The sequence below is a fragment of the Streptococcus mitis genome (assembly GCF_047464965.1).
Lineage (GTDB): Bacteria > Bacillota > Bacilli > Lactobacillales > Streptococcaceae > Streptococcus > Streptococcus mitis_DU.
This window is the reverse complement of record NZ_JASHAT010000002.1, coordinates 1-25,797: the sequence shown is the minus strand read 5'-3', so window position 1 is coordinate 25,797 and position 25,797 is coordinate 1. Positions and strand designations below refer to the sequence as shown.

General features: G+C 40.4%; 23 protein-coding genes. 21 read left to right on the top strand and 2 right to left on the bottom strand.

The window, feature by feature from the left end:
* Positions 1-112: 112 nt before the first annotated feature.
* On the top strand, positions 113-2,416 hold the full coding sequence (locus QM408_RS01585) for a DNA translocase FtsK (protein WP_414373331.1): 2,304 nt from the start codon (positions 113-115) through the stop codon (positions 2,414-2,416).
* Between the two features lie 44 nt (positions 2,417-2,460).
* Here QM408_RS01585 and QM408_RS01580 read toward each other — a convergent pair whose 3' ends face one another.
* Positions 2,461-2,892, bottom strand: coding sequence for a DUF6556 family protein (locus QM408_RS01580; protein ID WP_024057333.1), 432 nt, complete (start codon positions 2,890-2,892; stop codon positions 2,461-2,463).
* Between the two features lie 138 nt (positions 2,893-3,030).
* Between QM408_RS01580 and QM408_RS01575 the strand changes: the two genes are divergently transcribed.
* The 9 genes from QM408_RS01575 (at position 3,031) to QM408_RS01535 (ending at position 12,048) form a co-directional block, all read left to right on the top strand.
* Complete coding sequence (locus tag QM408_RS01575) at positions 3,031-4,173, top strand: cysteine desulfurase family protein (protein WP_386680734.1); 1,143 nt, start codon at positions 3,031-3,033, stop codon at positions 4,171-4,173.
* 8 nt (positions 4,174-4,181) lie between these two features.
* Positions 4,182-5,396, top strand: a complete 1,215-nt coding sequence (gene thiI, locus QM408_RS01570) for a tRNA uracil 4-sulfurtransferase ThiI (protein WP_386680737.1) — start codon at positions 4,182-4,184, stop codon at positions 5,394-5,396.
* Between the two features lie 137 nt (positions 5,397-5,533).
* Positions 5,534-6,358, top strand: coding sequence for an alpha/beta hydrolase (locus tag QM408_RS01565; RefSeq protein ID WP_414373327.1), 825 nt, complete (start codon positions 5,534-5,536; stop codon positions 6,356-6,358).
* A 20-nt stretch (positions 6,359-6,378) separates the two neighbouring features.
* Positions 6,379-7,119, top strand: a complete 741-nt coding sequence (locus QM408_RS01560; protein ID WP_138702948.1) for an esterase family protein — start codon at positions 6,379-6,381, stop codon at positions 7,117-7,119.
* A gap of 12 nt (positions 7,120-7,131) precedes the next feature.
* Positions 7,132-8,298 (top strand): ATP-grasp domain-containing protein, encoded by a 1,167-nt coding sequence (locus tag QM408_RS01555; RefSeq protein ID WP_261150328.1) that lies wholly within the window; start codon positions 7,132-7,134, stop codon positions 8,296-8,298.
* Between the two features lie 158 nt (positions 8,299-8,456).
* Entirely contained in the window at positions 8,457-9,362 is a 906-nt protein-coding gene (gene gla / locus QM408_RS01550; RefSeq protein ID WP_084863148.1) for an aquaglyceroporin Gla, read from the top strand.
* Between the two features lie 123 nt (positions 9,363-9,485).
* Positions 9,486-10,211 (top strand): CppA family protein, encoded by a 726-nt coding sequence (locus QM408_RS01545; RefSeq protein WP_084863150.1) that lies wholly within the window; start codon positions 9,486-9,488, stop codon positions 10,209-10,211.
* Positions 10,208-11,143 (top strand): serine hydrolase domain-containing protein, encoded by a 936-nt coding sequence (locus tag QM408_RS01540; protein WP_261150327.1) that lies wholly within the window; start codon positions 10,208-10,210, stop codon positions 11,141-11,143. Before QM408_RS01545 ends, QM408_RS01540 begins: the two co-directional genes overlap by 4 nt.
* An 8-nt stretch (positions 11,144-11,151) precedes the next feature.
* Positions 11,152-12,048, top strand: a complete 897-nt coding sequence (locus QM408_RS01535) for a DMT family transporter (protein WP_084926887.1) — start codon at positions 11,152-11,154, stop codon at positions 12,046-12,048.
* Between the two features lie 44 nt (positions 12,049-12,092).
* On the opposite strand, the gene QM408_RS01530 is transcribed toward QM408_RS01535, so the two are convergent.
* On the bottom strand, positions 12,093-12,791 hold the full coding sequence (locus QM408_RS01530; protein ID WP_000936183.1) for a GntR family transcriptional regulator: 699 nt from the start codon (positions 12,789-12,791) through the stop codon (positions 12,093-12,095).
* A 141-nt stretch (positions 12,792-12,932) separates the two neighbouring features.
* On the opposite strand from QM408_RS01530, the gene guaA reads away from it, so the two are divergent.
* From guaA to QM408_RS01475, 11 genes are all read left to right on the top strand, one after another.
* The gene (guaA, locus tag QM408_RS01525; RefSeq protein ID WP_414373323.1) at positions 12,933-14,495 is read left to right on the top strand and encodes a glutamine-hydrolyzing GMP synthase; all 1,563 of its coding nucleotides are present in this window, start codon (positions 12,933-12,935) and stop codon (positions 14,493-14,495) included.
* 514 nt (positions 14,496-15,009) lie between these two features.
* Entirely contained in the window at positions 15,010-17,544 is a 2,535-nt protein-coding gene (locus tag QM408_RS01520) for a G5 domain-containing protein (RefSeq protein WP_337249291.1), read from the top strand.
* A 187-nt stretch (positions 17,545-17,731) separates the two neighbouring features.
* Positions 17,732-19,018: a peptidase U32 family protein gene (locus tag QM408_RS01515; RefSeq protein ID WP_000169065.1), complete on the top strand. Its 1,287-nt coding sequence runs from the start codon at positions 17,732-17,734 to the stop codon at positions 19,016-19,018.
* Between the two features lie 318 nt (positions 19,019-19,336).
* A complete protein-coding gene (locus QM408_RS01510) occupies positions 19,337-19,537 on the top strand; it encodes a F0F1 ATP synthase subunit C (protein ID WP_237446783.1) in 201 nt (66 codons plus the stop codon).
* A 33-nt stretch (positions 19,538-19,570) separates the two neighbouring features.
* On the top strand, positions 19,571-20,281 hold the full coding sequence (atpB, locus tag QM408_RS01505; RefSeq protein ID WP_000392870.1) for a F0F1 ATP synthase subunit A: 711 nt from the start codon (positions 19,571-19,573) through the stop codon (positions 20,279-20,281).
* Positions 20,282-20,294: 13 nt separating this feature from the next.
* On the top strand, positions 20,295-20,789 hold the full coding sequence (gene atpF / locus QM408_RS01500; protein ID WP_001103468.1) for a F0F1 ATP synthase subunit B: 495 nt from the start codon (positions 20,295-20,297) through the stop codon (positions 20,787-20,789).
* On the top strand, positions 20,789-21,325 hold the full coding sequence (locus QM408_RS01495) for a F0F1 ATP synthase subunit delta (RefSeq protein WP_237446784.1): 537 nt from the start codon (positions 20,789-20,791) through the stop codon (positions 21,323-21,325). Before atpF ends, QM408_RS01495 begins: the two co-directional genes overlap by 1 nt.
* A gap of 14 nt (positions 21,326-21,339) precedes the next feature.
* The gene (gene atpA, locus QM408_RS01490; RefSeq protein WP_237446785.1) at positions 21,340-22,845 is read left to right on the top strand and encodes a F0F1 ATP synthase subunit alpha; all 1,506 of its coding nucleotides are present in this window, start codon (positions 21,340-21,342) and stop codon (positions 22,843-22,845) included.
* A gap of 15 nt (positions 22,846-22,860) precedes the next feature.
* Positions 22,861-23,739 carry a F0F1 ATP synthase subunit gamma gene (locus QM408_RS01485; protein ID WP_000301224.1) on the top strand — a complete coding sequence of 293 codons (879 nt, stop codon included), beginning with the start codon at positions 22,861-22,863 and terminating at the stop codon, positions 23,737-23,739.
* An 85-nt stretch (positions 23,740-23,824) separates the two neighbouring features.
* Positions 23,825-25,231: a F0F1 ATP synthase subunit beta gene (atpD, locus tag QM408_RS01480; RefSeq protein ID WP_000094357.1), complete on the top strand. Its 1,407-nt coding sequence runs from the start codon at positions 23,825-23,827 to the stop codon at positions 25,229-25,231.
* 10 nt (positions 25,232-25,241) lie between these two features.
* Positions 25,242-25,661 (top strand): F0F1 ATP synthase subunit epsilon, encoded by a 420-nt coding sequence (locus QM408_RS01475; RefSeq protein ID WP_000068037.1) that lies wholly within the window; start codon positions 25,242-25,244, stop codon positions 25,659-25,661.
* The last annotated feature ends 136 nt before the right edge of the window (positions 25,662-25,797 follow it).

Sequence of the window (25,797 nt, the reverse complement as noted above, 5' to 3'; positions counted from 1 at the left end):
AGTTTGCTCTTTGATTTTCATTGAGTATTAGATATAAAATGAAAAGATTGGACCGTTTGGTGCAGTCTTTTTCTCTTTCCGAAATGCTTGTGAAATATGGTATAATAGAAGAATGGCAAACAAGAATACAAGTAAAACAAGACGGAGACCGTCTAAAGCAGAACTCGAAAGAAAAGAAGCGATTCAACGAATGTTGATTTCGTTGGGAATCGCGCTTTTATTGATTTTCGCAGCCTTCAAATTAGGGGCTGCAGGTATAACCCTTTACAATTTCATTCGCTTGCTGGTGGGTAGCCTAGCTTATCTGGCAATATTTGGTATCCTGCTCTACCTCTTCTTTTTCAAGTGGATACGAAAACAGGAAGGGCTCCTATCTGGCTTTTTCACCATATTTGCAGGTTTGCTCTTGATTTTTGAGGCCTACTTAGTTTGGAAATATGGTTTGGACAAGTCCGTTCTAAAAGGAACCATGGCTCAGGTTGTGACGGATTTGACTGGTTTTCGAACGACCAGTTTTGCTGGAGGTGGCTTGATTGGTGTTGGACTCTATGTGCCAACAGCCTTTCTCTTCTCAAATATCGGTACTTACTTTATTGGTTCTATCTTGATTTTAGTGGGTGCCCTCCTAGTCAGTCCTTGGTCTGTTTACGATATTGCTGAATTTTGCAGTAAAGGCTTTGCCAAATGGCGGGAAGGGCATGAGCGTCGAAAAGAGGAACGTTTTGTCAAACAAGAAGAAAAAGCTCGCCAAAAGGCTGAGGAAGAGGCTAGATTAGAAAAAGAAGAGGCTGAAAAAGCCTTACTCGATATGCCTCCTGTTGATATGGAAACGGGTGAAATTCTGACAGAAGATGTTGTGCTTGACGTTCCACCTGTTCCAGAAGAAGAGTGGGTAGAACCAGAGATCATCTTGCCTCAAGCTGAACTTGAATTCACTGAACAGGGAGATGGCTCTGATGTCGAAGATGTTCAGGTCGATTTTTCAGCAAAGGAAGCCCTTGAATACAAACTTCCAAGCTTACAACTCTTTGCCCCAGATAAACCAAAAGACCAGTCGAAAGAGAAGAAAATCGTTCGTGAAAACATCAAAATCCTAGAAGAAACTTTTGCTAGTTTTGGTATTAAGGTAACGGTTGAACGGGCTGAAATTGGGCCGTCAGTGACCAAGTATGAAGTCAAGCCAGCAGTCGGTGTACGGGTTAACCGCATTTCCAATCTAGCAGATGACCTCGCTCTAGCCTTGGCAGCCAAGGATGTCCGGATTGAGGCTCCAATACCTGGTAAATCCTTAGTCGGGATTGAGGTTCCTAACTCTGAGATTGCGACGGTATCCTTCCGCGAACTATGGGAACAATCTCAAACGAAAGCAGAAAATCTCTTAGAAATTCCTCTAGGAAAGGCAGTTAATGGCACCGCAAGAGCTTTTGACCTTTCCAAGATGCCCCACTTGCTAGTTGCAGGTTCAACGGGTTCAGGGAAGTCAGTAGCAGTTAACGGCATTATTGCTAGCATCCTCATGAAGGCGAGACCTGACCAAGTTAAATTTATGATGGTTGACCCCAAGATGGTTGAGTTGTCTGTTTACAATGACATTCCCCACCTCTTGATTCCAGTTGTGACCAATCCACGCAAAGCCAGTAAGGCTCTGCAAAAGGTTGTGGATGAAATGGAAAATCGTTATGAACTCTTTGCCAAGGTAGGAGTTCGGAATATTGCAGGCTTTAATGCCAAGGTAGAAGAGTTCAATGCCCAGTCTGAGTACAAGCAAATTCCGCTACCGCTTATTGTCGTGATTGTGGATGAGTTGGCTGACCTTATGATGGTGGCCAGCAAGGAAGTGGAAGATGCCATCATTCGTCTTGGGCAGAAGGCGCGGGCTGCAGGTATCCACATGATTCTTGCAACCCAGCGTCCATCCGTTGATGTCATCTCTGGTCTGATCAAGGCCAATGTCCCATCTCGAGTGGCTTTTGCGGTATCATCAGGTACAGACTCGCGCACCATCTTGGATGAAAATGGAGCTGAGAAACTGCTTGGTCGAGGAGATATGCTCTTTAAACCAATCGATGAAAATCATCCAGTTCGTCTCCAAGGATCCTTTATCTCGGATGATGATGTTGAACGCATCGTAAACTTTATCAAGGCTCAGGCAGATGCGGACTACGATGAGAGTTTTGATCCAGGTGAGGTTTCTGAAAATGAAGGAGAATTTTCAGATGGTGAATCTGGTGGTGACCCGCTCTTTGAAGAAGCCAAGGCTTTGGTCATTGAGACCCAGAAAGCCAGCGCATCTATGATTCAGCGTCGTTTGTCAGTTGGATTTAATCGTGCGACCCGTCTCATGGAAGAGCTTGAGATAGCAGGTGTCATTGGTCCAGCTGAAGGTACCAAACCAAGAAAAGTTTTACAACAATAAAAAAATAGCTTCTTTCCAAGTTTGGAGGGAAGCTATTTTACTGGCTATTGATTACTTTTATTTTCTGAAGTTGGAGTATTATTGGACTGTTTTTCATTATCAGCGGCAGGTTTACTTGGAGTAGGAGTAGAAGAATCCTGAGTTGCTGCTTTCTGCTCTTCTTTTTTCTCTTCCTTGACGCTAGATTTTGGTGTTTCCTCTTGCTGTGTTTTTTCTTGAGAAGTGTTATTTTCCTTATTGGGACTAGTGTTTTCCTGAGGGGATTCCTTTTGAATTTCTTTGACAATTGTTGTCGTCTGGCTTGTCGTAGGTTCTTTTTTAGTATTTTTGTTATTATCCAAGGCGTTCATAATCGTGATACTTGCGGTAATTAAGCCAAGGATACTACCGATAGTAGCAACGGTTTTTTGAAAGACTGTAAAGCCTTTTTTGATGTGTTCTGTTTTTGGTTTTGAAGTTCTACGATAATTAGACATACATTCTCTCCTTTAATTAAAATTTATTATACCGCATTTCTTTAAAAAAATCTTAAAAAAAGAGGAATTGCCCTTTCTTGTCGCAGGCTCCGTTTCATGATACAATAGAAGGAGTGATTTTAGAAAGCGTGAGAAAACATGATTTACTTTGATAATTCGGCGACGACCAAGCCCTATCCTGAAGCCCTTGAAACTTATATGCAGGTCGCTTCAAAAATTTTAGGAAATCCATCTAGTCTCCATCGTTTGGGAGACCAGGCAACACGAATCTTAGATGCTTCTCGCCAACAGATTGCAGATTTAATCGGTAAGAAAAGCGATGAAATCTTCTTTACTTCTGGTGGGACAGAAGGAGATAACTGGGTCATCAAGGGTGTCGCCTTTGAAAAAGCTCAATTTGGCAAGCACATCATCGTATCAGCCATTGAACATCCGGCAGTCAAAGAGTCAGCTCTCTGGTTGAAATCTCAAGGATTTGAAGTAGATTTTGCTCCAGTTGATAACAAAGGATTTGTGGATGTTGAAGCGTTAGCAGATTTGATAAGACCTGATACGACCCTCGTTTCTGTCATGGCTGTAAACAATGAAATCGGCTCTATCCAGCCCATTGAGGCTATTTCAGAACTGTTGGCAGACAAGCCGACTATTTCCTTCCACGTTGATGCTGTTCAGGCACTTGCCAAGATTCCGACTGAAAAATATCTGACAGAACGAGTGGATTTTGCAACTTTCTCTAGTCACAAGTTTCACGGAGTTCGAGGTGTTGGATTTGTCTATATCAAGTCTGGCAAGAAGATTACGCCTCTTTTAACAGGTGGTGGTCAGGAGCGTGATTATCGCTCGACAACTGAAAATGTGGCAGGGATTGCAGCGACAGCCAAGGCTCTGCGTTTGTCTATGGAAAAGCTAGATTTCTTTACGAGTAAGACTGGCCAGATGAAGGCAGTGATTCGTCGAGCCCTTCTGGACTATCCAGATATTTTTATCTTCTCAGATGAGGAAGACTTTGCCCCTCATATCCTGACTTTTGGAATCAAGGGTGTTCGTGGAGAAGTTATCGTTCATGCCTTTGAAGACTATGATATTTTTATTTCTACGACTTCTGCTTGTTCGTCCAAGGCTGGAAAACCTGCAGGTACCTTGATTGCCATGGGAGTGGATAAAGATAAGGCCCAGTCAGCTGTGCGTCTTAGCCTAGACCTTGAAAATGATATGAGTCAGGTCGAGCAGTTTTTGACCAAGTTAAAATTGATTTACAATCAAACTAGAAAAGTAAGATAGGAGCATTCATGCAATATTCAGAAATTATGATTCGCTACGGTGAGTTGTCAACCAAGGGTAAAAACCGTATGAGTTTCATCAATAAACTTCGCAATAATATTTCAGACGTTTTGTCTATCTATCCCCAAGTTAAGGTAACGGCAGATCGTGACCGTGCCCATGCTTACCTCAATGGAGCAGATTACACAGCAGTAGCAGAATCGCTCAAACAAGTTTTTGGAATTCAAAACTTTTCCCCTGTATACAAGGTTGAAAAATCTGTAGAAATTTTGAAGTCTGCTGTCCAAGAGATTATGCAGGACATCTACAAGGATGGCATGACCTTTAAAATTTCTAGCAAGCGTAGCGACCACAACTTTGAGTTGGATAGTCGTGAACTCAATCAAACACTTGGAGGAGCTGTTTTCGAAGCCATTCCAAATGTGCAAGCTCAAATGAAAAGTCCTGACATCAATCTTCAGGTGGAGATTCGTGAAGAAGCAGCCTATCTTTCTTATGAAACCATTCGTGGAGCGGGTGGTTTGCCAGTTGGAACTTCAGGTAAAGGGATGCTCATGCTGTCAGGAGGGATCGACTCACCTGTAGCAGGTTATCTTGCTTTGAAACGTGGAGTGGATATCGAAGCCGTTCACTTTGCTAGTCCACCTTACACGAGTCCTGGTGCCCTTAAAAAAGCTCAAGATTTGACCCGTAAATTGACCAAGTTCGGGGGAAATATCCAGTTTATCGAGGTGCCTTTCACTGAGATTCAAGAGGAAATCAAGGCTAAAGCGCCAGAGGCTTATTTGATGACTCTAACTCGTCGCTTTATGATGCGGATTACCGACCGTATTCGTGAGGTACGAAATGGTTTGGTTATCATCAATGGGGAGAGTCTAGGACAAGTAGCCAGCCAAACCCTTGAAAGCATGCAGGCTATCAATGCCGTTACCAATACTCCCATCATCCGTCCAGTTGTAACCATGGATAAGTTGGAAATCATCGATATTGCACAAGAAATTGATACCTTTGACATTTCAATCCAGCCCTTTGAAGACTGTTGTACGATTTTTGCACCAGATCGTCCAAAAACAAATCCTAAGATTAAGAATGCGGAGCAGTACGAAGCGCGCATGGATGTTGAAGCCTTGGTTGATCGATCAGTGGCTGGTATCATGATTACTGAGATTACACCTCAAGCTGAAAAAGATGAAGTGGATGACTTGATTGATAATCTCCTCTAAATCAGAAAATCCAAAAGAATTTAGAAAAAATAAATAAAAAAGTTAGTTTTTAATCCAAAAATGGAAGCAAAACTAACTTTTTTTCTATAATTGTGATATAATGAAATAAAATTTTGAATATAGAGAGTTTTCTGACAATGAATCTATCCTACTTTTATTTAAAAATGAAAGAACACAAACTCAAGGTTCCTTATACAGGTAAGGAACGTCGTGTACGTGTTCTTCTGCCTAAAGATTACGAGAAAGACACGGATCGTTCCTATCCTGTTGTTTACTTTCATGACGGGCAAAATGTTTTTTATAGTAAAGAGTCCTTCATTGGCCATTCATGGAAGATTATCCCAGCTATTAAGCGTAATCCTGACATCAGTCGCATGATTGTCGTTGCCATTGACAATGATGGTATGGGGCGGATGAATGAGTATGCGGCTTGGAAGTTCCAAGAATCTCCTATCCCAGGGCAGCAGTTTGGCGGTAAGGGTGTGGAGTATGCCGAGTTTGTCATGGAGGTGGTCAAGCCTTTTATCGATGAAACTTATCGTACAAAAGCAGACCGCCAGCATACAGCCATGATTGGTTCCTCATTAGGAGGGAATATTACCCAGTTTATCGGTTTGGAATACCAAAATCAAATTGGTTGTCTAGGTGTCTTTTCATCTGCTAACTGGCTCCATCAAGAAGCTTTTAATCGCTATATCGAGCGCAAGAAACTATCGCCTGACCAGCGTATCTTTATCTATGTTGGAACAGAAGAAGCAGATGATACGGACAAGACCCTGATGGCTGGTAATATCAAACAAGCCTATATCGATTCGTCTCTTCGCTATTACCATGATTTGATAGCAGGGGGAGTTCATTTGGATAATCTTGTCTTAAAAGTTCAGTCTGGTGCCATCCATAGTGAAATCCCTTGGTCTGAAAATTTACCAGACTGTCTGAGATTTTTTGCAGAGAAATGGTAAGTTAGAAAAGGAGAAATCAAATGCATATTGAAAACCTTAGCCACTGGAGTGGCAATCTTAACCGTGAAATGTATCTTAATCGTTATGGACATGCTGGGATTCCAGTTGTGGTTTTTGCTTCATCAGGTGGTAGTCACAACGAATACTATGATTTTGGCATGATTGATGCCTGTGCTTCTTTTATCGAGGAAGGCCGTGTCCAGTTCTTTACCCTATCCAGTGTTGACAGTGAGAGCTGGTTAGCCACTTGGAAAAACGGTCACGACCAAGCAGAGATGCATCGTGCCTATGAGCGCTATGTGATTGAGGAGGCCATTCCTTTTATCAAGCATAAGACAGGTTGGTTTGATGGTATGATGACGACAGGTTGCTCCATGGGCGCCTACCATGCACTCAATTTCTTCCTTCAGCATCCAGATGTCTTTACCAAGGTGATAGCTCTTAGTGGTGTTTACGACGCACGTTTCTTTGTCGGCGATTACTACAATGACGATGCTATTTACCAAAACTCGCCAGTAGATTATATCTGGAACCAGAACGACGGCTGGTTTATTGATCGTTATCGTCAGGCAGAGATTGTGCTGTGTACGGGTCTTGGTGCCTGGGAACAAGATGGTCTACCATCTTTCTACAAGCTCAAAGAAGCCTTTGACCAGAAACAAATTCCAGCCTGGTTTGCTGAATGGGGACACGATGTCGCCCATGACTGGGAATGGTGGCGCAAACAAATGCCTTATTTCCTCGGCAATCTCTATTTATAAAAGGAGTGACCTATGAATTACCTTGTTATTTCTCCCTACTATCCGCAAAACTTTCAACAGTTTACTATTGAACTAGCTAATAAAGGCATCACAGTCTTGGGAATTGGCCAAGAACCTTACGAGCAATTGGATGAGCCCTTACGCATTAGCCTGACTGAGTATTTCCGTGTTGATAATCTTGAAAATGTAGACGAAGTCAAGCGTGCAGTTGCATTTCTTTTCTACAAGCATGGTCCTATCGATCGCATCGAGTCCCATAATGAATACTGGCTTGAGCTGGATGCAACACTCAGAGAACAATTTAATGTCTTTGGTGCCAAACCAGAAGACCTCAAAAAGACTAAATTTAAGTCTGAAATGAAGAAATTGTTCAAAAAAGCAGGTGTCCCCGTGGTACCTGGAGCTGTTATCAAGACGGAAGCAGATGTGGATCAAGCTGTGAATGAAATCGGCCTTCCAATGATTGCAAAACCTGACAATGGAGTGGGGGCAGCCGCAACCTTTAAGCTTGAGACAGCAGACGATATCAATCACTTCAAGTCTGAATGGGACCATTCGACCGTTTATTTCTTTGAAAAATTTGTCACTTCCAGCGAAATTTGCACCTTTGATGGTTTAGTGGACAAGGATGGTAAAATTGTCTTTTCAACAACCTTTGACTACGCCTATACACCGCTTGATCTCATGATTTATAAGATGGACAATTCTTACTATGTACTCAAGGATATGGATCCCAAACTTCGCAAGTATGGGGAAGCCATTGTCAAGGAATTTGGTATGAAAGAACGTTTCTTCCATATCGAGTTCTTCCGCGAGGGAGATGATTACATCGCTATTGAGTACAATAATCGTCCTGCAGGTGGTTTCACCATTGATGTTTATAATTTTGCTCATTCCTTGGATCTTTATCGTGGCTATGCAGCTATAGTCGCAGGAGAAGAGTTCCCAGAGTCAGACTTTGAACCTCAGTATTGTTTGGCTACGTCTCGCCGTGCATATGCTCATTATGTCCATTCTGAGGAGGACTTGCTTGCCAAATATAGCCAGCAGTTCAAGGTTAAAAAAATCATGCCAGCGGCCTTCGCAGAACTTCAAGGAGATTACCTTTATATGCTGACAACTCCGAGTCGACAAGAAATGGAGCAAATGATTGCAGATTTCGGACAACGTCAAGAATAAGAACTTTCGGATTAAGGAAAATTACTCCCTTAATCCTTTTGTTTTTTATAAGAAATAAAACCGCTTTCTCATATATTCTTTTAGAAAACATATTGCTAAAAGATATAAAAATTGATAGAATAAGGATTGTCTAAAAAATTTTAAGGAGAATCTATCAAATGGATTTTACATGGGCAATTAAATATGCCACTGAATTCTTGGGAACTGCTATTTTGATCATTCTTGGTAATGGTGCAGTTGCTAACGTTGAACTTAAAGGTACGAAAGGTCACCAAAGTGGCTGGCTCGTTATCGCTGTTGGTTACGGTATGGGGGTTATGATTCCAGCTTTGATGTTTGGTAACGTATCAGGTAACCACATCAACCCAGCCTTCACTCTTGGACTTGCAATCAGCGGTCTCTTCCCTTGGGCACAGGTAGCGCCTTATATCCTTGCACAAGTTTTGGGTGCTATCTTTGGTCAAGCCTTGGTTGTGGCAACACACCGCCCATACTACTTGAAAACTGAAAATCCAAACAACATCTTGGGTACTTTCTCAACAATTTCAAGTTTGGATAATGGTACAAAAGAATCACATTTTGCAGCAACTGTTAATGGTTTTGTAAATGAGTTTGTTGGTTCATTTGTTCTTTTCTTTGCAGCTCTTGGAATGACTAAAAACTTCTTTGGTGCTGAACTAGTATCAAAAGCACAAGCGGCTATTAATGCTCAAGTTGCACAAGCAACTACTCAAGGTCAAACCATTCCTCAAGAACAAGTAACAGCAGCACTTGACCAAGCTAAAGAACAAGTAGCACCATTTATGACATCTGGTCTTGGAATTGCTCACTTGGCAGTAGGTTTCCTAGTTATGGCCTTGGTAACATCACTTGGTGGACCTACAGGACCTGCCTTGAACCCAGCCCGTGACTTGGGACCACGTCTCCTTCATGCTTTCCTTCCAAAATCAGTTCTTGGTGAGCACAAAGGTGATTCAAAATGGTGGTACTCTTGGGTACCAGTAGTAGCACCGATCGCAGCAGCAATTGCCGCAGTAGCTATCTTCAAATTCCTTTACCTATAAGAAATTGAAACCGAGGAAATCCTCGGTTTTTTAGATGAAATTTTACGAAAAAAAGCTAAATCTGAGCATAATTTCTTGTAAAAAATTCTAAAATCCTTTAAAATAAAAGAGTTGGAGGAATTTATGAATGTAAATCAGATTGTACGGATTATTCCTACTTTAAAAGTTAATAATAGAAAATTAAATGAAACATTTTATATAGAAACCCTTGGCATGAAGGCCTTGTTAGAAGAGTCAGCCTTTCTGTCACTAGGTGATCAAACAGGTCTAGAAAAGCTGGTTTTAGAAGAAGCTCCAAGTATGCGCACTCGTAAGGTAGAGGGAAGAAAAAAACTAGCTAGATTGATTGTCAAGGTAGAAAATCCCTTAGAAATCGAGGCCTTATTAGCTAAAACAGATTCGATTCATCAATTATATAAAGGTAAAAATGGCTACGCTTTTGAGATTTTTTCACCCGAAGATGATTTGATTTTGATTCATGCGGAAGATGACAGAGCAAGTCTAGTAGAAGTAGGAGAAAAGCCAGAATTTCAAACAGATCTGGAGTCAATTTCTTTAAGTAAATTTGAAATTTCTATGGAATTACACCTCCCAACGGATGTAGATAGTTTTTTGGAACTATCTGAAATTGGGACATCACTTGATTTTATCCCAGCTCAGGGTCAAGATTTGACTGTGGACAATACGGCTACTTGGGACTTATCTATGCTCAAGTTCTTGGTCAATGAACTAGATATAGCAAGTCTTCGCCAGAAGTTTGAGTCTACTGAATATTTTATTCCTAAGTCTGAAAAATTCTTCCTTGGTAAAGATAGAAATAATGTTGAATTGTGGTTTGAAAAAGTATGAAGTGGACCAAGATTATTAAAAAAATAGAAGAACAAATCGAGGCAGGGATTTATCCCGGAGCCTCTTTTGCGTATTTTAAGGACCATCAATGGACGGAGATCTATGTAGGACATAGTGACCCAGAACATGGCTTGGATACTGAGGCAGGACTAGTTTACGACCTAGCCAGTGTTAGCAAGGTTGTTGGAGTTGGCACTGTTTTTACCTTCTTGTGGGAAAAAGGTCAATTAGATATTGATAGACCGGTAACAGATTTTTTAGCTGAGAGTGATTATCCAGACATCACTATTCGCCAGCTCTTGACTCACGCTACAGACCTTGATCCTTTTATTCCCAATCGTGATCTTTTAACAGCACCTGAATTAAAGGAAGCGATGTTTCATCTTAACAGACGCAATCAGCCAGCCTTTCTTTATTCGGATGTCCATTTTTTGCTGTTGGGTTTTATCTTGGAAAGAATCTTTAATCAAGACTTGGATGTGATTTTACAGGAGCAAGTCTGGAAACCTTGGGGAATGGCGGATACCCAGTTTGGGCCTGTTGAGCTTGCTGTTCCAACAGTTAGAGGTGTCGAGGCAGGTGTGGTACATGATCCCAAGGCTCGTCTCCTGGGCAGACATGCTGGTAGTGCTGGTTTATTTTCGACTGTAAAGGATCTACAAATCTTTTTAGAACACTATTTATCAGATGATTTTGCAAGAGATTTGAGTCAAAATTTTTCTCCTTTGGATGACAAGGAACGTTCTTTGGCCTGGAATTTGGAAGGAGATTGGCTAGACCATACGGGCTATACAGGTACCTTTATCATGTGGAATCGCCAGAAGCAAGAAGCGGCTATTTTCCTATCGAATCGTACCTATGAAAAGGATGAGAGGGCTCAATGGATTGTAGACCGCAATCAAGTGATGGACTTGATTCGCAAAGAAGAGTAAGGAGAGACATGTCAAACAGTTTAAAAGGGACTCTATTAACAGTTGTGGCTGGGATTGCTTGGGGCTTGTCAGGAACGAGTGGCCAATACCTGATGGCACACGGAATTTCGGCTCTGGTTTTGACCAACTTGCGTCTTTTAATCGCTGGTGGGATTCTCATGGTCTTGACTTATGCTACTGCAAAGGATAGAATGCTGGCCTTTTTAAATGATAGAAAGAGTTTACTGTCTCTTCTCATTTTTGCTCTAATTGGTCTCTTCCTCAATCAATTTGCCTATCTAACTGCTATTCAGGAGACCAATGCAGGAACCGCGACGGTGCTTCAGTATGTTTGTCCTGTCGGGATTTTGATTTATAGCTGTATCAAGGATAAGGTGGCACCGACACTGGGAGAGATAGTTTCCATCATATTAGCCATTGGAGGGACCTTCCTGATTGCAACTCATGGGCAGTTGGACCAGTTATCCATGACACCTGCAGGCCTGTTCTGGGGTCTCTTTTCTGCTCTGACTTACGCACTGTATATCATTTTGCCCATAGCCTTGATTAAGAAGTGGGGGAGCAGTTTGCTCATTGGTGTGGGAATGGTCATAGCAGGTTTAGTCGCCCTTCCTTTTACAGGGGTTCTACAGACTGCTATCCCAACTAGTCTTGATTTTCTCCTTGCATTTGCGGGCATTATCCTTATCGGGACTGTCTTTGCCTATACAGCCTTCTTAAAAGGAGCCAGTCTGATTGGACCGGTCAAGTCAAGCTTGTTGGCTTCTATTGAGCCAATTTCGGCAGTTTTCTTTGCCTTCCTAATTATGAATGAACAATTTTATCCTATTGATTTTCTTGGTATGGCAATGATATTGTTTGCTGTAACTCTGATTTCGTTGAAAGATTTAGTCTTAGAAAAATAAAAAGACTCTTTGTCGTCCGTGACAGAGAGTTTTTGCGTGGTAATCTAATTATTTTCAAGATAAAATTCAAAGCGTTCGCCTACATACTGACTTTTTACGTATTCAAATGCAGTACCATCTTCTAGGTAGGAAACCTGAGTCAAACCTAGAATAGCATGTCCTTTTTCAACTTCCAAATAGTGGGCAATTTTTTCCTTAGCAAGACGAGCATAAATAGTCTGCTGTGATTTACCAATACGGTAGCCGTGTTTTTGCAGAGTTTGAAAGAAATGACTGGTGATTTCTTCTTTTTTAAAGTCCTTAATGAATTTTTCAGGAATAGAAGCAACTTCATAAACTAGAGGAACTTGGTCGGCATAGCGAACCCGTTCCATTCGGATAATATTCTCCGTTGGAGAAATTCCTAGCTTGGCAACTTCCTGTTCATTGGGAATGGTTTTTCTGTAGGAAATGAGTTGGCTAGAGGGAACTTTACCTTGGGACTTAACAATTTCAGTAAAACTGGTTGTGCCTCTCATCTTTTCTTGTACACGTGTACTGGATACAAAGGTGCCGCTTCCTACACGGCGCTCTAAAACTCCTTCTTCGACCAAGAGGGAAATAGCTTGGCGGAGGGTCATGCGACTGACCGCAAACTGCTCTGCTAAATCTCGTTCACTTGGAAGTCTCTCACCGATGGCCCAACGATGTTCGTCAATATCCTTTTTAATCTGGTCATGGATTTTCATATAAGCGGGTAGCATATTTTTCACTTCATTTCTATCTTTTCTCTATTGTACCCCAATAAACTAGAAAAAGTCAAACTTCGCCTTGTTTAGTTGGTAATTCGCACTTATTTGTGATAGAATATTGAAAAAAGATATTTCTTTTAAGAAAGGAAAAAGATGAGCAACATTTCAACTGATTTGAAAGATGTAGAAAAAATCATCGTGTTGGACTATGGTAGCCAATACAACCAGCTGATTTCACGCCGTATCCGTGAGATTGGTGTTTTTTCAGAACTAAAAAGCCATAAAATTTCAGCTGCTGAAGTTCGTGAAATCAACCCTGTAGGAATCATCCTTTCAGGTGGTCCAAACTCTGTATACGAAGATGGTTCATTTGATATTGACCCAGAAATCTTCGAACTTGGAATTCCTATTTTGGGAATTTGTTATGGTATGCAGTTATTGACCCATAAACTTGGAGGAAAAGTTGTTCCTGCAGGTGATGCTGGAAATCGTGAATACGGTCAATCAACTCTTACTCACACATCATCAGCTCTTTTTGAATCAACACCAGACGAGCAGACTGTTTTGATGAGCCATGGTGATGCGGTTACTGAAATTCCTTCTGACTTTGTTCGTACAGGTACATCAGCTGACTGCCCATACGCAGCCATCGAAAACCCAGATAAACACATTTACGGTATCCAATTCCACCCTGAAGTTCGCCATTCTGTATACGGGAATGACATCCTTCGTAACTTTGCCCTTAACATCTGTAAGGCTAAAGGCGACTGGTCAATGGATAACTTCATTGATATGCAGATCCAAAAAATTCGTGAAACCGTCGGTGATAAACGTGTCCTTCTTGGTCTATCAGGTGGGGTTGACTCTTCAGTTGTTGGGGTTCTTCTCCAAAAGGCTATTGGCAATCAATTAATCTGTATCTTTGTAGACCACGGTCTTCTTCGTAAAGGAGAAGCGGACCAAGTTATGGACATGCTTGGTGGTAAGTTTGGTTTGAATATCGTCAAAGCAGACGCTGCTAAACGTTTCCTTGATAAACTTGCTGGCGTTTCTGACCCAGAACAAAAACGTAAAATCATCGGTAACGAATTTGTGTATGTCTTTGATGACGAAGCAAGTAAGCTCAAAGATGTGAAATTCCTTGCTCAAGGTACCTTATACACAGACGTTATCGAGTCTGGTACAGATACAGCTCAAACTATCAAGTCACACCACAACGTGGGTGGTCTTCCAGAAGACATGCAGTTTGAATTGATTGAACCACTCAACACTCTCTATAAAGATGAAGTTCGTGCCCTTGGTACAGAGCTTGGTATGCCAGACCATATCGTATGGCGCCAACCATTCCCAGGACCAGGACTTGCTATCCGTGTCATGGGTGAAATCACTGAAGAGAAACTAGAAACCGTTCGTGAGTCAGACGCTATTCTTCGTGAAGAAATTGCTAAAGCAGGTCTTGACCGTGATATCTGGCAATACTTCACAGTGAACACAGGTGTTCGTTCAGTTGGTGTTATGGGTGATGGTCGTACTTATGATTACACAATCGCTATTCGTGCTATCACTTCTATCGATGGTATGACAGCTGACTTTGCAAAGATTCCTTGGGATGTCCTTCAAAAGATTTCTGTACGTATCGTAAACGAAGTAGACCATGTTAACCGTATCGTCTACGACATCACAAGTAAACCACCTGCAACAGTAGAGTGGGAATAAACCTATAAATACTTTACTCTTATAGTAAATGAAAAATAAGGATTTCGAGAGAACAAATTCGTTCTCTCTTTTTTTTAGCTGAATATTTTAAGTAAAAGGTTAAGCTATTCTTTCATAAAACAAGACAGAATAGTTGCCTCCAAAGTCTCATCATAAGAGAACAGTTATATTTTCTGGATCTACTTTTGAGATGGTAAAAATAGATATACTGATATTCATACCTTTTATCATATCCTTGATTTCCTAAGTTTTAAAGACAGTTTAATCAGGATTTCTTTTATATGTCGATTAAGAAATAAATAATATGTCTTGAATCCTACTATAGATGTATAAAGAGTCATTTTGTTTCGTATCAGTATTAATCCGTTCCGATACTGGTTTTTGAATTGTAGAAAATTCTAGTATAGTAGTTAGGAAGTTTTTATAAATTTATTATATTTAATTTTTGAGTTGATACCTTTACTTTTTTAGTTAATTATGTAATAATGTTAACAATAAAAATAAATGAAAGTAGGTGTTTCTATTGCATAAAGCAGTAAAACAAGAAAAAGGTCATGGCTATCTTCGTAAAACTAAGTTAGGTTTGTTAAGTGGTATTATCCTAACGACTGCTTTAGGGAGTTTATTTTTAAATGGGATTGTAAGCGCTGACGAACAACCTACTAATCCAACAACAAGCGTCCAACCAAGTCAACCGGCAGGTGAAAGTTCACAAAATGAGTTTGAAACTAGTACATCTCATGCTGTAAAAGAAGCAGAGTTGAAGGCAAAAGTAGAAGAAGTGAAAGCGCTAGGTATCACTGTAAATGAAACACCAGTTGAAAATGTAGGTACAGCTAATACTCCTTCTGAAGTAAATCCGTTACGAACAACTGCTGAAGAAAAAGTTGACGCTGAAATTCAGTCTTTAGAATCAGCAAAAGCAGAGAAAGTACAAGCTGATGCTGATCGAGCTAAGATTGAAGAGTTTAAAAATAATCACCTTACTGCAAATTATGTCAACGTAAAAGATAAGATTGCAAGTCAAGTGAATTCAAGATTAGCGTCCGATGATGTCAATAAAGAAATAACACTCAGTAATTTGACTTCTACTGAGGGTGAAGTTCGTTATTTAAACACAGACTCAGTCGATGTAAGAACTAGAGAGGGCGTTGCAGATGCTTTAGGTCGCGATGTAACTACGACTGACACACACGTAACTGTTAAAACTGGAGCAGCTAATCTTCCGGGATTGGAGAAACTTAGGGCTAAGGATAGTAGTGCTGGTTATAGCGGATATATTGTAGAAGCGAAAAACGGTGAAACTTTTACTTACACAGTGAATTTAGATCCAACCAGTGTATTAACATCTAAATATGGTGTTGCAAGTATTGATACAAGTCTCCGTTTGAATTACACTTTACCTGAGGAAACGAAAGTCTATGCAATTATTCGTGGTCAAGCAATTTTACAAGAAATTTTCGTTAAGAACTTATCTAGACGGGTTGCAGGTCAATCGGACTTAGTTAAGTACACTAAGACATTTACTTATAAAGATGCTAAAGGCCAAGAAATTCCGTTAGATAAATTACTCTCTACAATATTAAATGAACAGGCTTTCGGTGGTGAATCTGTAATTAAACCATCAGATGTACCTGAGAAAAAAATTAAAGAGTTCGAATTAAGGTCACCTATTGGCTCAACAGGACAGGTACTATACGAGTTAAGGAGAGAAAATTCTCTTATAGGTGAAAATATGATTTCATCAAGTAATTATCTAAATGCGCGTATGCCAAGAGGACAAATATCTGCTTATTTAAGTCAAAATACCTTCACCAATAAGATTCCTAAGGTTGAGATAATAGATCCAGATAAGGCTTTGAACGGTGTATCTCGTGACTATCATTTGGTGACTTATACAGAGGTTCAACATAAAGGTAAGGTTACTCAAAAGTTTGTCGATGAACAAGGTGCTGAGATTCGACCGTCTGTTACAAGTGAGGTAAAAGCAGTAGGGGAGCAAATTACATTAACTCATCCTACGGATATTGACTTTGAGAACAAGCGTTATACCTTTAAAGACCAAGATAAACAAGATATTACAGAGATTGTAAAAGGTGAAACTATTATAACTTATGTTTATAAACATAAGTATGAAAATAATTTATCACCTGTTGAGATTGAAACTCCTATTCCGATTGAGACTACTTATGTTGCAGACCCAACGAAGGAAGTAGGTGACAATGAGACTGTCGATAATGGAACTGCGGGTAAGGTTGTAACTTCAACACCTAAGATTGTAAATGAATTAACAGGAGAAGTTACTGATGGTCAACCTACTGAGAAACGTACTGAAATGCAACCTAAAGTAGTTAAAGTAGGTACGAAACCAACAGTTGTAGAAACAACTACTCCATATACAACACGTTATGTGGAAGATAATGCAAAAGATAAAGACTATCGTGAAGTAACAAAATCTGGTAAAGCTGGTAAAACAACTACTACGACAACTTATACCTTGAATCCTAATACAGGTACAGTAACATCGAACGAACCAACCACGATTACTGAAGAAGCAGTAGAAGAAGTTATCACAGTAGGTACGAAACCAAAGGTTGAGGCACCAAAGGTTGAAACACCAAAAGTTGAAACACCAAAAGTTGAAACACCAAAAGTTGAAACACCAAAAGTTGAAACACCAAAGGTTGAAACACCAAAGGTTGAAAGGCCAAAAGTTGAAACACCAAAGGTTGAAAGGCCAAAAGTTGAAAGGCCAAAAGTTGAAACACCAAAGGTTGAAAGGCCAAAAGTTGAAACACCAAAGGTTGAAAGGCCAAAAGTTGAAACACCAAAGGTTGAAACGCCAAAGGTAGAAGTACCAAAATCAAAGACACCAACTGAACAATCGACAAAAGAAACTTCACAAATTCCGACTTCTGTAGCAAGTAAGAGAGAGGAATTGCCTAATACAGGTACAGAAGATCATGCTAATCTTGTAGTCTTAGGACTTCTAGGAGTTTTGAGTGGATTTGGATTTCTTGCACACAAGAAAAAAGAAGTGGAGAAATAGTTTTTTCTAACCTATATTAGAAAAGGGCTCACATCTGTGGGCTTTTTCTCTTTGACAATCTTTTTGCTTTAATAATCTAAAAGATTAGAATTGTCAAAACAATCTGTCTAGGCTTGATTTTATGGCTTATTTACTATAAAATGAGAAGGAAAAACGTCAAACTTTTATATTGCAAATAGGAGAAAACATGACAAAAACATTAAAACGTCCAGAGGTTTTATCACCTGCAGGGACTTTAGAGAAGCTAAAGGTAGCTGTTCAATATGGAGCAGATGCTGTCTTTATCGGTGGTCAGGCCTATGGCCTTCGTAGCCGTGCCGGAAACTTTACTTTCGAACAGATGGAAGAAGGTGTCCAGTTTGCGGCCAAGTATGGTGCTAAGGTTTATGTGGCTGCCAATATGGTTATGCACGAAGGAAATGAGGCTGGTGCTGGTGAGTGGTTCCGTAAACTACGTGATATCGGAATCGCGGCAGTTATCGTGTCTGATCCAGCCTTGATTATGATTGCGGCTACAGAAGCACCAGGTCTTGAAATCCACCTCTCTACCCAAGCAAGTGCCACTAACTATGAAACACTTGAGTTCTGGAAAGAACTAGGTTTAACTCGTGTCGTTTTGGCGCGTGAGGTTTCAATGGAAGAATTGGCAGAAATTCGCAAACGTACAGATGTTGAGATTGAAGCCTTTGTTCATGGAGCCATGTGTATTTCTTACTCTGGTCGTTGTACTCTTTCAAACCACATGAGTATGCGTGATGCTAACCGTGGTGGTTGCTCTCAGTCTTGTCGTTGGAAGTACGACCTTTACGATATGCCATTTGGGAAGGAACGTAAGAGTCTTAAAGGTGAAATTCCTGAAGAATTTTCAATGTCAGCCGTTGATATGTCCATGATTGACCATATCCCAGATATGATTGAAAACGGTGTGGACAGTCTCAAGATTGAAGGACGTATGAAGTCTATTCACTACGTATCAACAGTAACAAACTGCTACAAGGCAGCTGTTGATGCTTATCTAGAAAGTCCAGAGAAGTTTGAAGCTATCAAGCAGGACTTGATTGATGAAATGTGGAAGGTTGCCCAACGTGAATTAGCAACAGGTTTCTACTATGGTACACCATCTGAAAATGAGCAGTTGTTTGGTGCTCGTCGTAAAATTCCTGAGTATAAGTTTGTCGCTGAAGTGGTTTCTTACGATGATGCGACACAAACAGCAACCATTCGCCAACGGAACGTCATTAACGAAGGGGACCAAGTTGAGTTTTATGGCCCAGGTTTCCGTCATTTTGAGACTTATATCGAAGATTTGCATGATGCTAAAGGAAATAAGATCGATCGCGCTCCAAATCCAATGGAACTATTGACTATCAAGGTTCCACAACCTGTTCAAGCTGGAGATATGGTTCGAGCTCTCAAAGAAGGTCTCATCAATCTTTATAAGGAAGATGGAACCAGCGTCACAGTTCGTGCTTAATAAACATGTAGGGGACGAAAGCTTTCTAGTTGCTTTCCCTTTAATCCTATTTACTAAAAGAACATTAGGTTAAAAAAATATATTAATTTCCATCCGAGATTTCATCTCGGATTTTTTCATTATTTTTCAGAAAGACCTAGATAATAGACGGATTTATTACAAGTTTTTTCCAAAATTTTCTATATAATAGACTTAAAAATAGTAAAATTGTAAATAATTTTCATTAAACGCTTTCAATGTTAGTAAAAAGTTGACAAATCCAATTTTTAGGACTAAACTAAGTAAGTAAATAAATTTTAATTAAAAGGAGAATTCGTCATGAATTTAACATATTTCGGTCTATGTCTTGCCTGTATGGGTGTATCTCTTGGTGAAGGTATGTTGATGAACGGTTTGTTGAAATCAGTTGCTCGCCAACCAGATATCATCTCAGAACTACGTAGTTTGATGATCCTAGGGGTTGCCTTTATTGAAGGTACTTTCTTCGTTACTCTTGTCTTTTCATTTATCATCAAATAAAAGAAGTATAAATTGAAAAAGGGAGGATTTTAGATGGAAGAAAGTATTAATCCAACCATCAATATTGGTCCTGTTACCTTTAATTTAACCATAGTAGTTTTGACTTTGTTGACTGTAGCACTTATTTTTGGCTTTATTTATTGGGCAACTCGAAATATGACTTTGAGACCCACAGGAAAACAAAATGTATTAGAGTATTTATTTGATTTTGTTGTTGGATTTACAAAATCAAACCTTGGTCCAATGATAAAGGATTATTCTCTCTTTTATTTCTGTTTATTCCTATTTATGGCCATTGCAAATAATATTGGCTTAATGGCTAGAATTCAGACTACAGATGGTGTAAATCTTTGGACCTCACCAACAGCAAATTTGTCATTTGACTTGGTCTTGTCTTTTACAATTATCTTAATGACTCACGTAGAAGGAATTCGTCGTCGTGGAATCAAAAAGTATTTAAAAGCATTTGTAACACCAGGTTTTATGACACCAATGAATCTCTTGGAAGAAGTTACCAATCTCCTTTCACTTGCATTGCGGGTCTTTGGTAATATCTTTGCAGGGGAAGTGATGGCAAGTATGTTAGTCCTACTTTCTCATCAGGCCTTCTATTGGTATCCTATTGCTTTTGGAACAAATCTAATCTGGACTGCATTTTCTGTTTTTATTTCTTGTGTACAAGCATATGTATTTACATTGTTGTCTTCGATGTACTTAGGAAATAAAATTAATGATGAAGAATAGAAAGGAGTAGTTTATGAATGTAACAGTAGGTGAATTGCTTGGTGATTTTATACTAATCGCTGGTTCCTTTATTCTCTTGCTAGTCTTGGTTAAGAAATACGCTTGGTCAAATTTGACTAGCATTTTCGAACAAAGAGCAGAAAAAATTGCAGCAGATATTGACGGAGCTGAACAAGCACGTCAAAAAGCAGAAGTATTGGCTCAGAAACGCGAAGATGAATTGGCTGGTAGCCGCAAAGAAGCTAAGACAATCATTGAGAATGCGAAAGAAACAGCTGAGAAAAGCAAAGCTAGTATTTTAGCAGATGCTAAGCTAGAAGCAGGACGCTTGAAAGAAAAAGCGAACCAAGAAATTGCTCAAAATAAAGCTGAAGCTTTACAAAGCGTTAAGGGTGAGGTAGCAGATTTGACAATCAGCTTGGCTGGTAAAATCATCTCACAAAACCTTGACGGTCATGCCCATAAAGAACTCATTGATCAGTATATCGATCAGTTAGGAGAAGCTTAATGGACAAGAAAACAGTAAAGGTAATTGAAAAATACAGCATGCCTTTTGTCCAATTGGTTTTAGAAAAAGGAGAAGAAGACCGTATCTTTTCAGACTTAGCTCAAATCAAGCAAGTTGCTGAAGAAACAGGCTTACCTTCTTTTTTAAAAAAAGTGGCAGTAGACGAGTCTGACAAGGAAAAAACAATTACTTTCTTCCAAGATTCAGTGTCACCTTTATTGCAAAACTTTATCCAGGTTCTTATCTACAATCACAGAGCAAATCTTTTTTATGATATTCTTGTAGATTGCTTGAACCGACTTGAAAAAGAAACAAATCGATTTGAAGTGACGATTAGGTCAGCTCATCCTTTAACTGATGAACAGAAGAGTCGCTTGCTCCCTTTGATTGAGAAAAAAATGTCTCTTAAAGTAAGGAGTGTAAAAGAACAAATCGATGAAAGTCTTATTGGTGGTTTTGTCATTTTTGCCAATCACAAGACAATTGATGTGAGTATTAAACAACAACTTAAAGTTGTTAAAGAAAATTTGAAATAGAAAGTGGTGTTCTTTTGGCAATTAACGCACAAGAAATCAGCGCTTTAATTAAGCAACAAATTGAAAATTTCAAACCCAATTTTGATGTGACTGAAACAGGTGTTGTAACCTATATCGGGGACGGTATCGCGCGTGCTCACGGCCTTGAAAATGCCATGAGTGGAGAGTTGTTGATTTTTGAAAACGGCTCTTATGGGATGGCTCAAAACTTGGAGTCAACAGACGTTGGTATTATCATCCTAGGTGACTTTACAGATATCCGTGAAGGCGATACAATCCGCCGTACAGGGAAAATCATGGAAGTCCCAGTAGGTGAAAGTCTGATTGGTCGTGTTGTGGATCCGCTTGGTCGTCCAGTTGACGGTCTTGGAGAAATCTACACTGATAAAACTCGTCCAGTAGAAGCACCAGCTCCTGGTGTTATGCAACGTAAGTCTGTATCAGAACCATTGCAAACTGGTTTGAAAGCTATTGACGCCCTTGTACCGATTGGTCGTGGTCAACGTGAGTTGATTATCGGTGACCGTCAGACAGGGAAAACAACCATTGCGATTGATACAATCTTGAACCAAAAAGGTCAAGATATGATCTGTATCTACGTAGCGATTGGACAAAAAGAATCAACAGTTCGTACGCAAGTAGAAACACTACGTCAGTACGGTGCCTTGGATTACACAATCGTTGTGACAGCCTCTGCTTCACAACCATCTCCATTGCTTTTCCTAGCTCCTTATGCTGGGGTTGCCATGGCAGAAGAATTTATGTACCAAGGTAAGCATGTTTTGATCGTTTATGATGATCTTTCAAAACAAGCGGTAGCTTATCGTGAACTGTCTCTCTTGCTTCGTCGTCCTCCAGGTCGTGAAGCATTCCCAGGGGATGTTTTCTACCTTCACAGCCGTTTGCTTGAGCGCTCAGCTAAAGTTTCTGATGAACTTGGTGGTGGCTCTATTACAGCCCTACCGTTTATCGAGACACAAGCAGGAGATATCTCTGCCTATATCGCAACCAACGTGATTTCAATCACTGATGGACAAATCTTCCTTGGCGATGGTCTCTTCAATGCGGGTATTCGTCCAGCCATTGACGCGGGTTCATCTGTATCACGTGTAGGTGGTTCTGCACAAATTAAAGCCATGAAAAAGGTTGCTGGTACACTTCGTATCGACCTTGCTTCATACCGTGAGTTGGAAGCCTTCACTAAGTTTGGTTCTGACTTGGACGCAGCAACACAGGCTAAGTTGAACCGTGGGCGTCGTACAGTTGAAGTTTTGAAACAACCTGTTCACAAACCATTACCTGTTGAGAAACAAGTAACCATTCTCTATGCTTTGACACATGGTTTCTTGGATACTGTTCCTGTAGATGAAATTGTTCGTTTCGAGGAAGAGTTCCATGCCTTCTTTGATGCTCAACATCCAGAGATTTTGGAAACCATTCGTGATACAAAAGACTTGCCAGAAGAAGCAGTCTTGGATGCTGCGATTACAGAGTTTCTCAATCAAACCAGCTTCCAATAAGAATAGAGGTGTCAGATGGCAGTATCTCTAAATGATATTAAAACAAAAATCGCCTCAACAAAAAATACGAGTCAAATCACTAATGCCATGCAGATGGTATCAGCTGCTAAGCTAGGTCGTTCTGAAGAAGCTGCTCGCAACTTCCAAGTTTATGCTCAGAAAGTTCGTAAACTGTTGACGGATATTCTTCATGGGAATGGAGCTGGTAGTTCAACTAATCCGATGTTGATTAGCCGTCCAGTTAAGAAGACAGGCTATATCGTCATTACTTCAGACCGCGGTTTGGTTGGAGGTTATAATTCCTCTATTCTGAAAGCCGTTATGGAGCTGAAAGAAGAATACCATCCAGACGGTAAAGGTTTTGAAATGATCTGTATTGGTGGAATGGGAGCTGATTTCTTTAAGGCTCGTGGTATTCAACCACTTTATGAACTACGTGGCTTGGCAGATCAACCAAGCTTTGATGAAGTTCGTAAGATTATTTCAAAAACTGTTGAAATGTACCAAAATGAACTTTTTGATGAACTCTATGTCTGCTATAACCACCATGTCAATACGCTAACCAGTCAAATGCGTGTGGAGCAAATGCTTCCAATTGTTGACTTGGATCCAAATGAAGCGGATGACAGTTACAGTTTGACCTTTGAGTTGGAAACTAGTCGAGAAGAAATTTTGGAGCAGTTGTTGCCTCAATTTGCAGAAAGTATGATTTATGGTGCTATTATCGATGCTAAGACAGCTGAAAATGCTGCTGGTATGACAGCCATGCAAACAGCGACAGATAATGCTAAGAAAGTCATTAATGATTTGACAATTCAGTATAACCGTGCCAGACAGGCGGCGATTACACAAGAAATTACAGAAATCGTAGCAGGAGCTAGTGCCTTAGAATAGGCACTAGTCCAGCTCGTATGAAAATGAACTTAGGACCTAGTTAAGCTAGGGACCGACAGTATCTTATATAGAATAGGAGAAGGAGATGAGTTCAGGTAAAATTGCTCAGGTTATCGGTCCCGTTGTAGACGTCTTGTTTGCAGCAGGGGAAAAACTTCCTGAGATTAACAATGCACTTGTCGTCTACAAAAATGACGAAAGAAAAACAAAAATCGTCCTTGAAGTAGCCTTGGAGTTGGGAGATGGTATGGTCCGTACTATCGCCATGGAATCAACAGATGGGTTGACTCGTGGAATGGAAGTATTGGACACAGGTCGTCCAATCTCTGTACCAGTAGGTAAAGAAACTTTAGGACGTGTCTTCAATGTTTTGGGAGATACCATTGACTTGGAAGCTCCTTTTACAGAAGATGCAGAGCGTCAGCCAATTCATAAAAAAGCTCCAACTTTTGATGAATTGTCTACCTCTTCTGAAATCCTTGAAACAGGGATTAAGGTTATCGATCTTCTTGCTCCTTACCTAAAAGGTGGTAAGGTTGGACTTTTCGGTGGTGCCGGGGTTGGTAAAACCGTCTTAATCCAAGAATTGATTCACAACATTGCCCAAGAACACGGTGGTATTTCAGTATTTACCGGTGTTGGGGAACGTACTCGTGAGGGGAATGACCTTTACTGGGAAATGAAAGAATCAGGCGTTATCGAGAAAACAGCCATGGTATTTGGTCAGATGAATGAGCCACCAGGAGCACGTATGCGTGTTGCCCTTACTGGTTTGACAATCGCTGAATACTTCCGTGATGTGGAAGGCCAAGACGTGCTTCTCTTTATCGATAATATCTTCCGTTTCACTCAGGCTGGTTCAGAAGTATCTGCCCTTTTGGGTCGTATGCCATCAGCCGTTGGTTACCAACCAACACTTGCTACGGAAATGGGTCAATTGCAAGAGCGTATCACATCAACTAAGAAGGGTTCTGTAACCTCTATCCAGGCTATCTATGTGCCAGCGGATGACTATACTGACCCAGCGCCAGCAACAGCCTTTGCTCACTTGGATTCTACTACAAACTTAGAACGTAAGTTGGTACAATTGGGTATTTACCCAGCCGTTGACCCACTTGCTTCAAGCTCACGTGCCTTGGCACCTGAAATCGTTGGAGAAGAGCACTATGCAGTTGCTGCTGAAGTAAAACGCGTTCTTCAACGTTACCATGAATTGCAAGATATCATTGCTATCCTTGGTATGGATGAGCTTTCTGATGAAGAAAAGACCTTGGTTGCTCGTGCCCGTCGTATCCAGTTCTTCTTGTCACAAAACTTCAACGTTGCGGAACAATTTACTGGTCAGCCAGGTTCTTATGTTCCAGTTGCTGAAACTGTTCGTGGCTTTAAGGAAATCCTTGATGGTAAACACGACCACTTGCCAGAAGATGCCTTCCGTGGTGTAGGTTCTATCGAAGATGTGATTGCAAAAGCTGAAAAAATGGGATTTTAAGAGGTGATCTATGGCTCAGTTAACTGTCCAGATCGTGACACCAGATGGTCTCGTCTATGATCACCATGCCAGCTTTGTATCAGTTCGAACTCTGGATGGTGAGATGGGAATCTTGCCACGACATGAAAATATGATTGCAGTTTTAGCAGTTGATGAGGTTAAGGTTAAACGTGTAGATGATGAAAATCACGTGAACTGGATTGCAGTGAACGGAGGTGTTATCGAAGTTGCCAATGGCGTTATCACAATTGTTGCTGACTCTGCAGAACGTGCTCGTGATATTGACGTTAGTCGTGCAGAACGTGCCAAACTTCGAGCAGAGCGTGAAATTGAAGAAGCACAAGACAAACACTTGATTGACCAAGAACGTCGTGCGAAGATTGCACTGCAACGTGCCATTAACCGTATTAATGTCGGAAATAGACTATAAGAAAAAAATGGCTCTTTGTCAACTGTAGTGGGTTGAAGAAAAGCTAAGATCGAGAAAGGACACATTTCGTCCTTTCTTTTTTGATATTGAGAGCGATAAAAATCCGTTTTTTGAAGTTTTCAAAGTTCCGAAAACC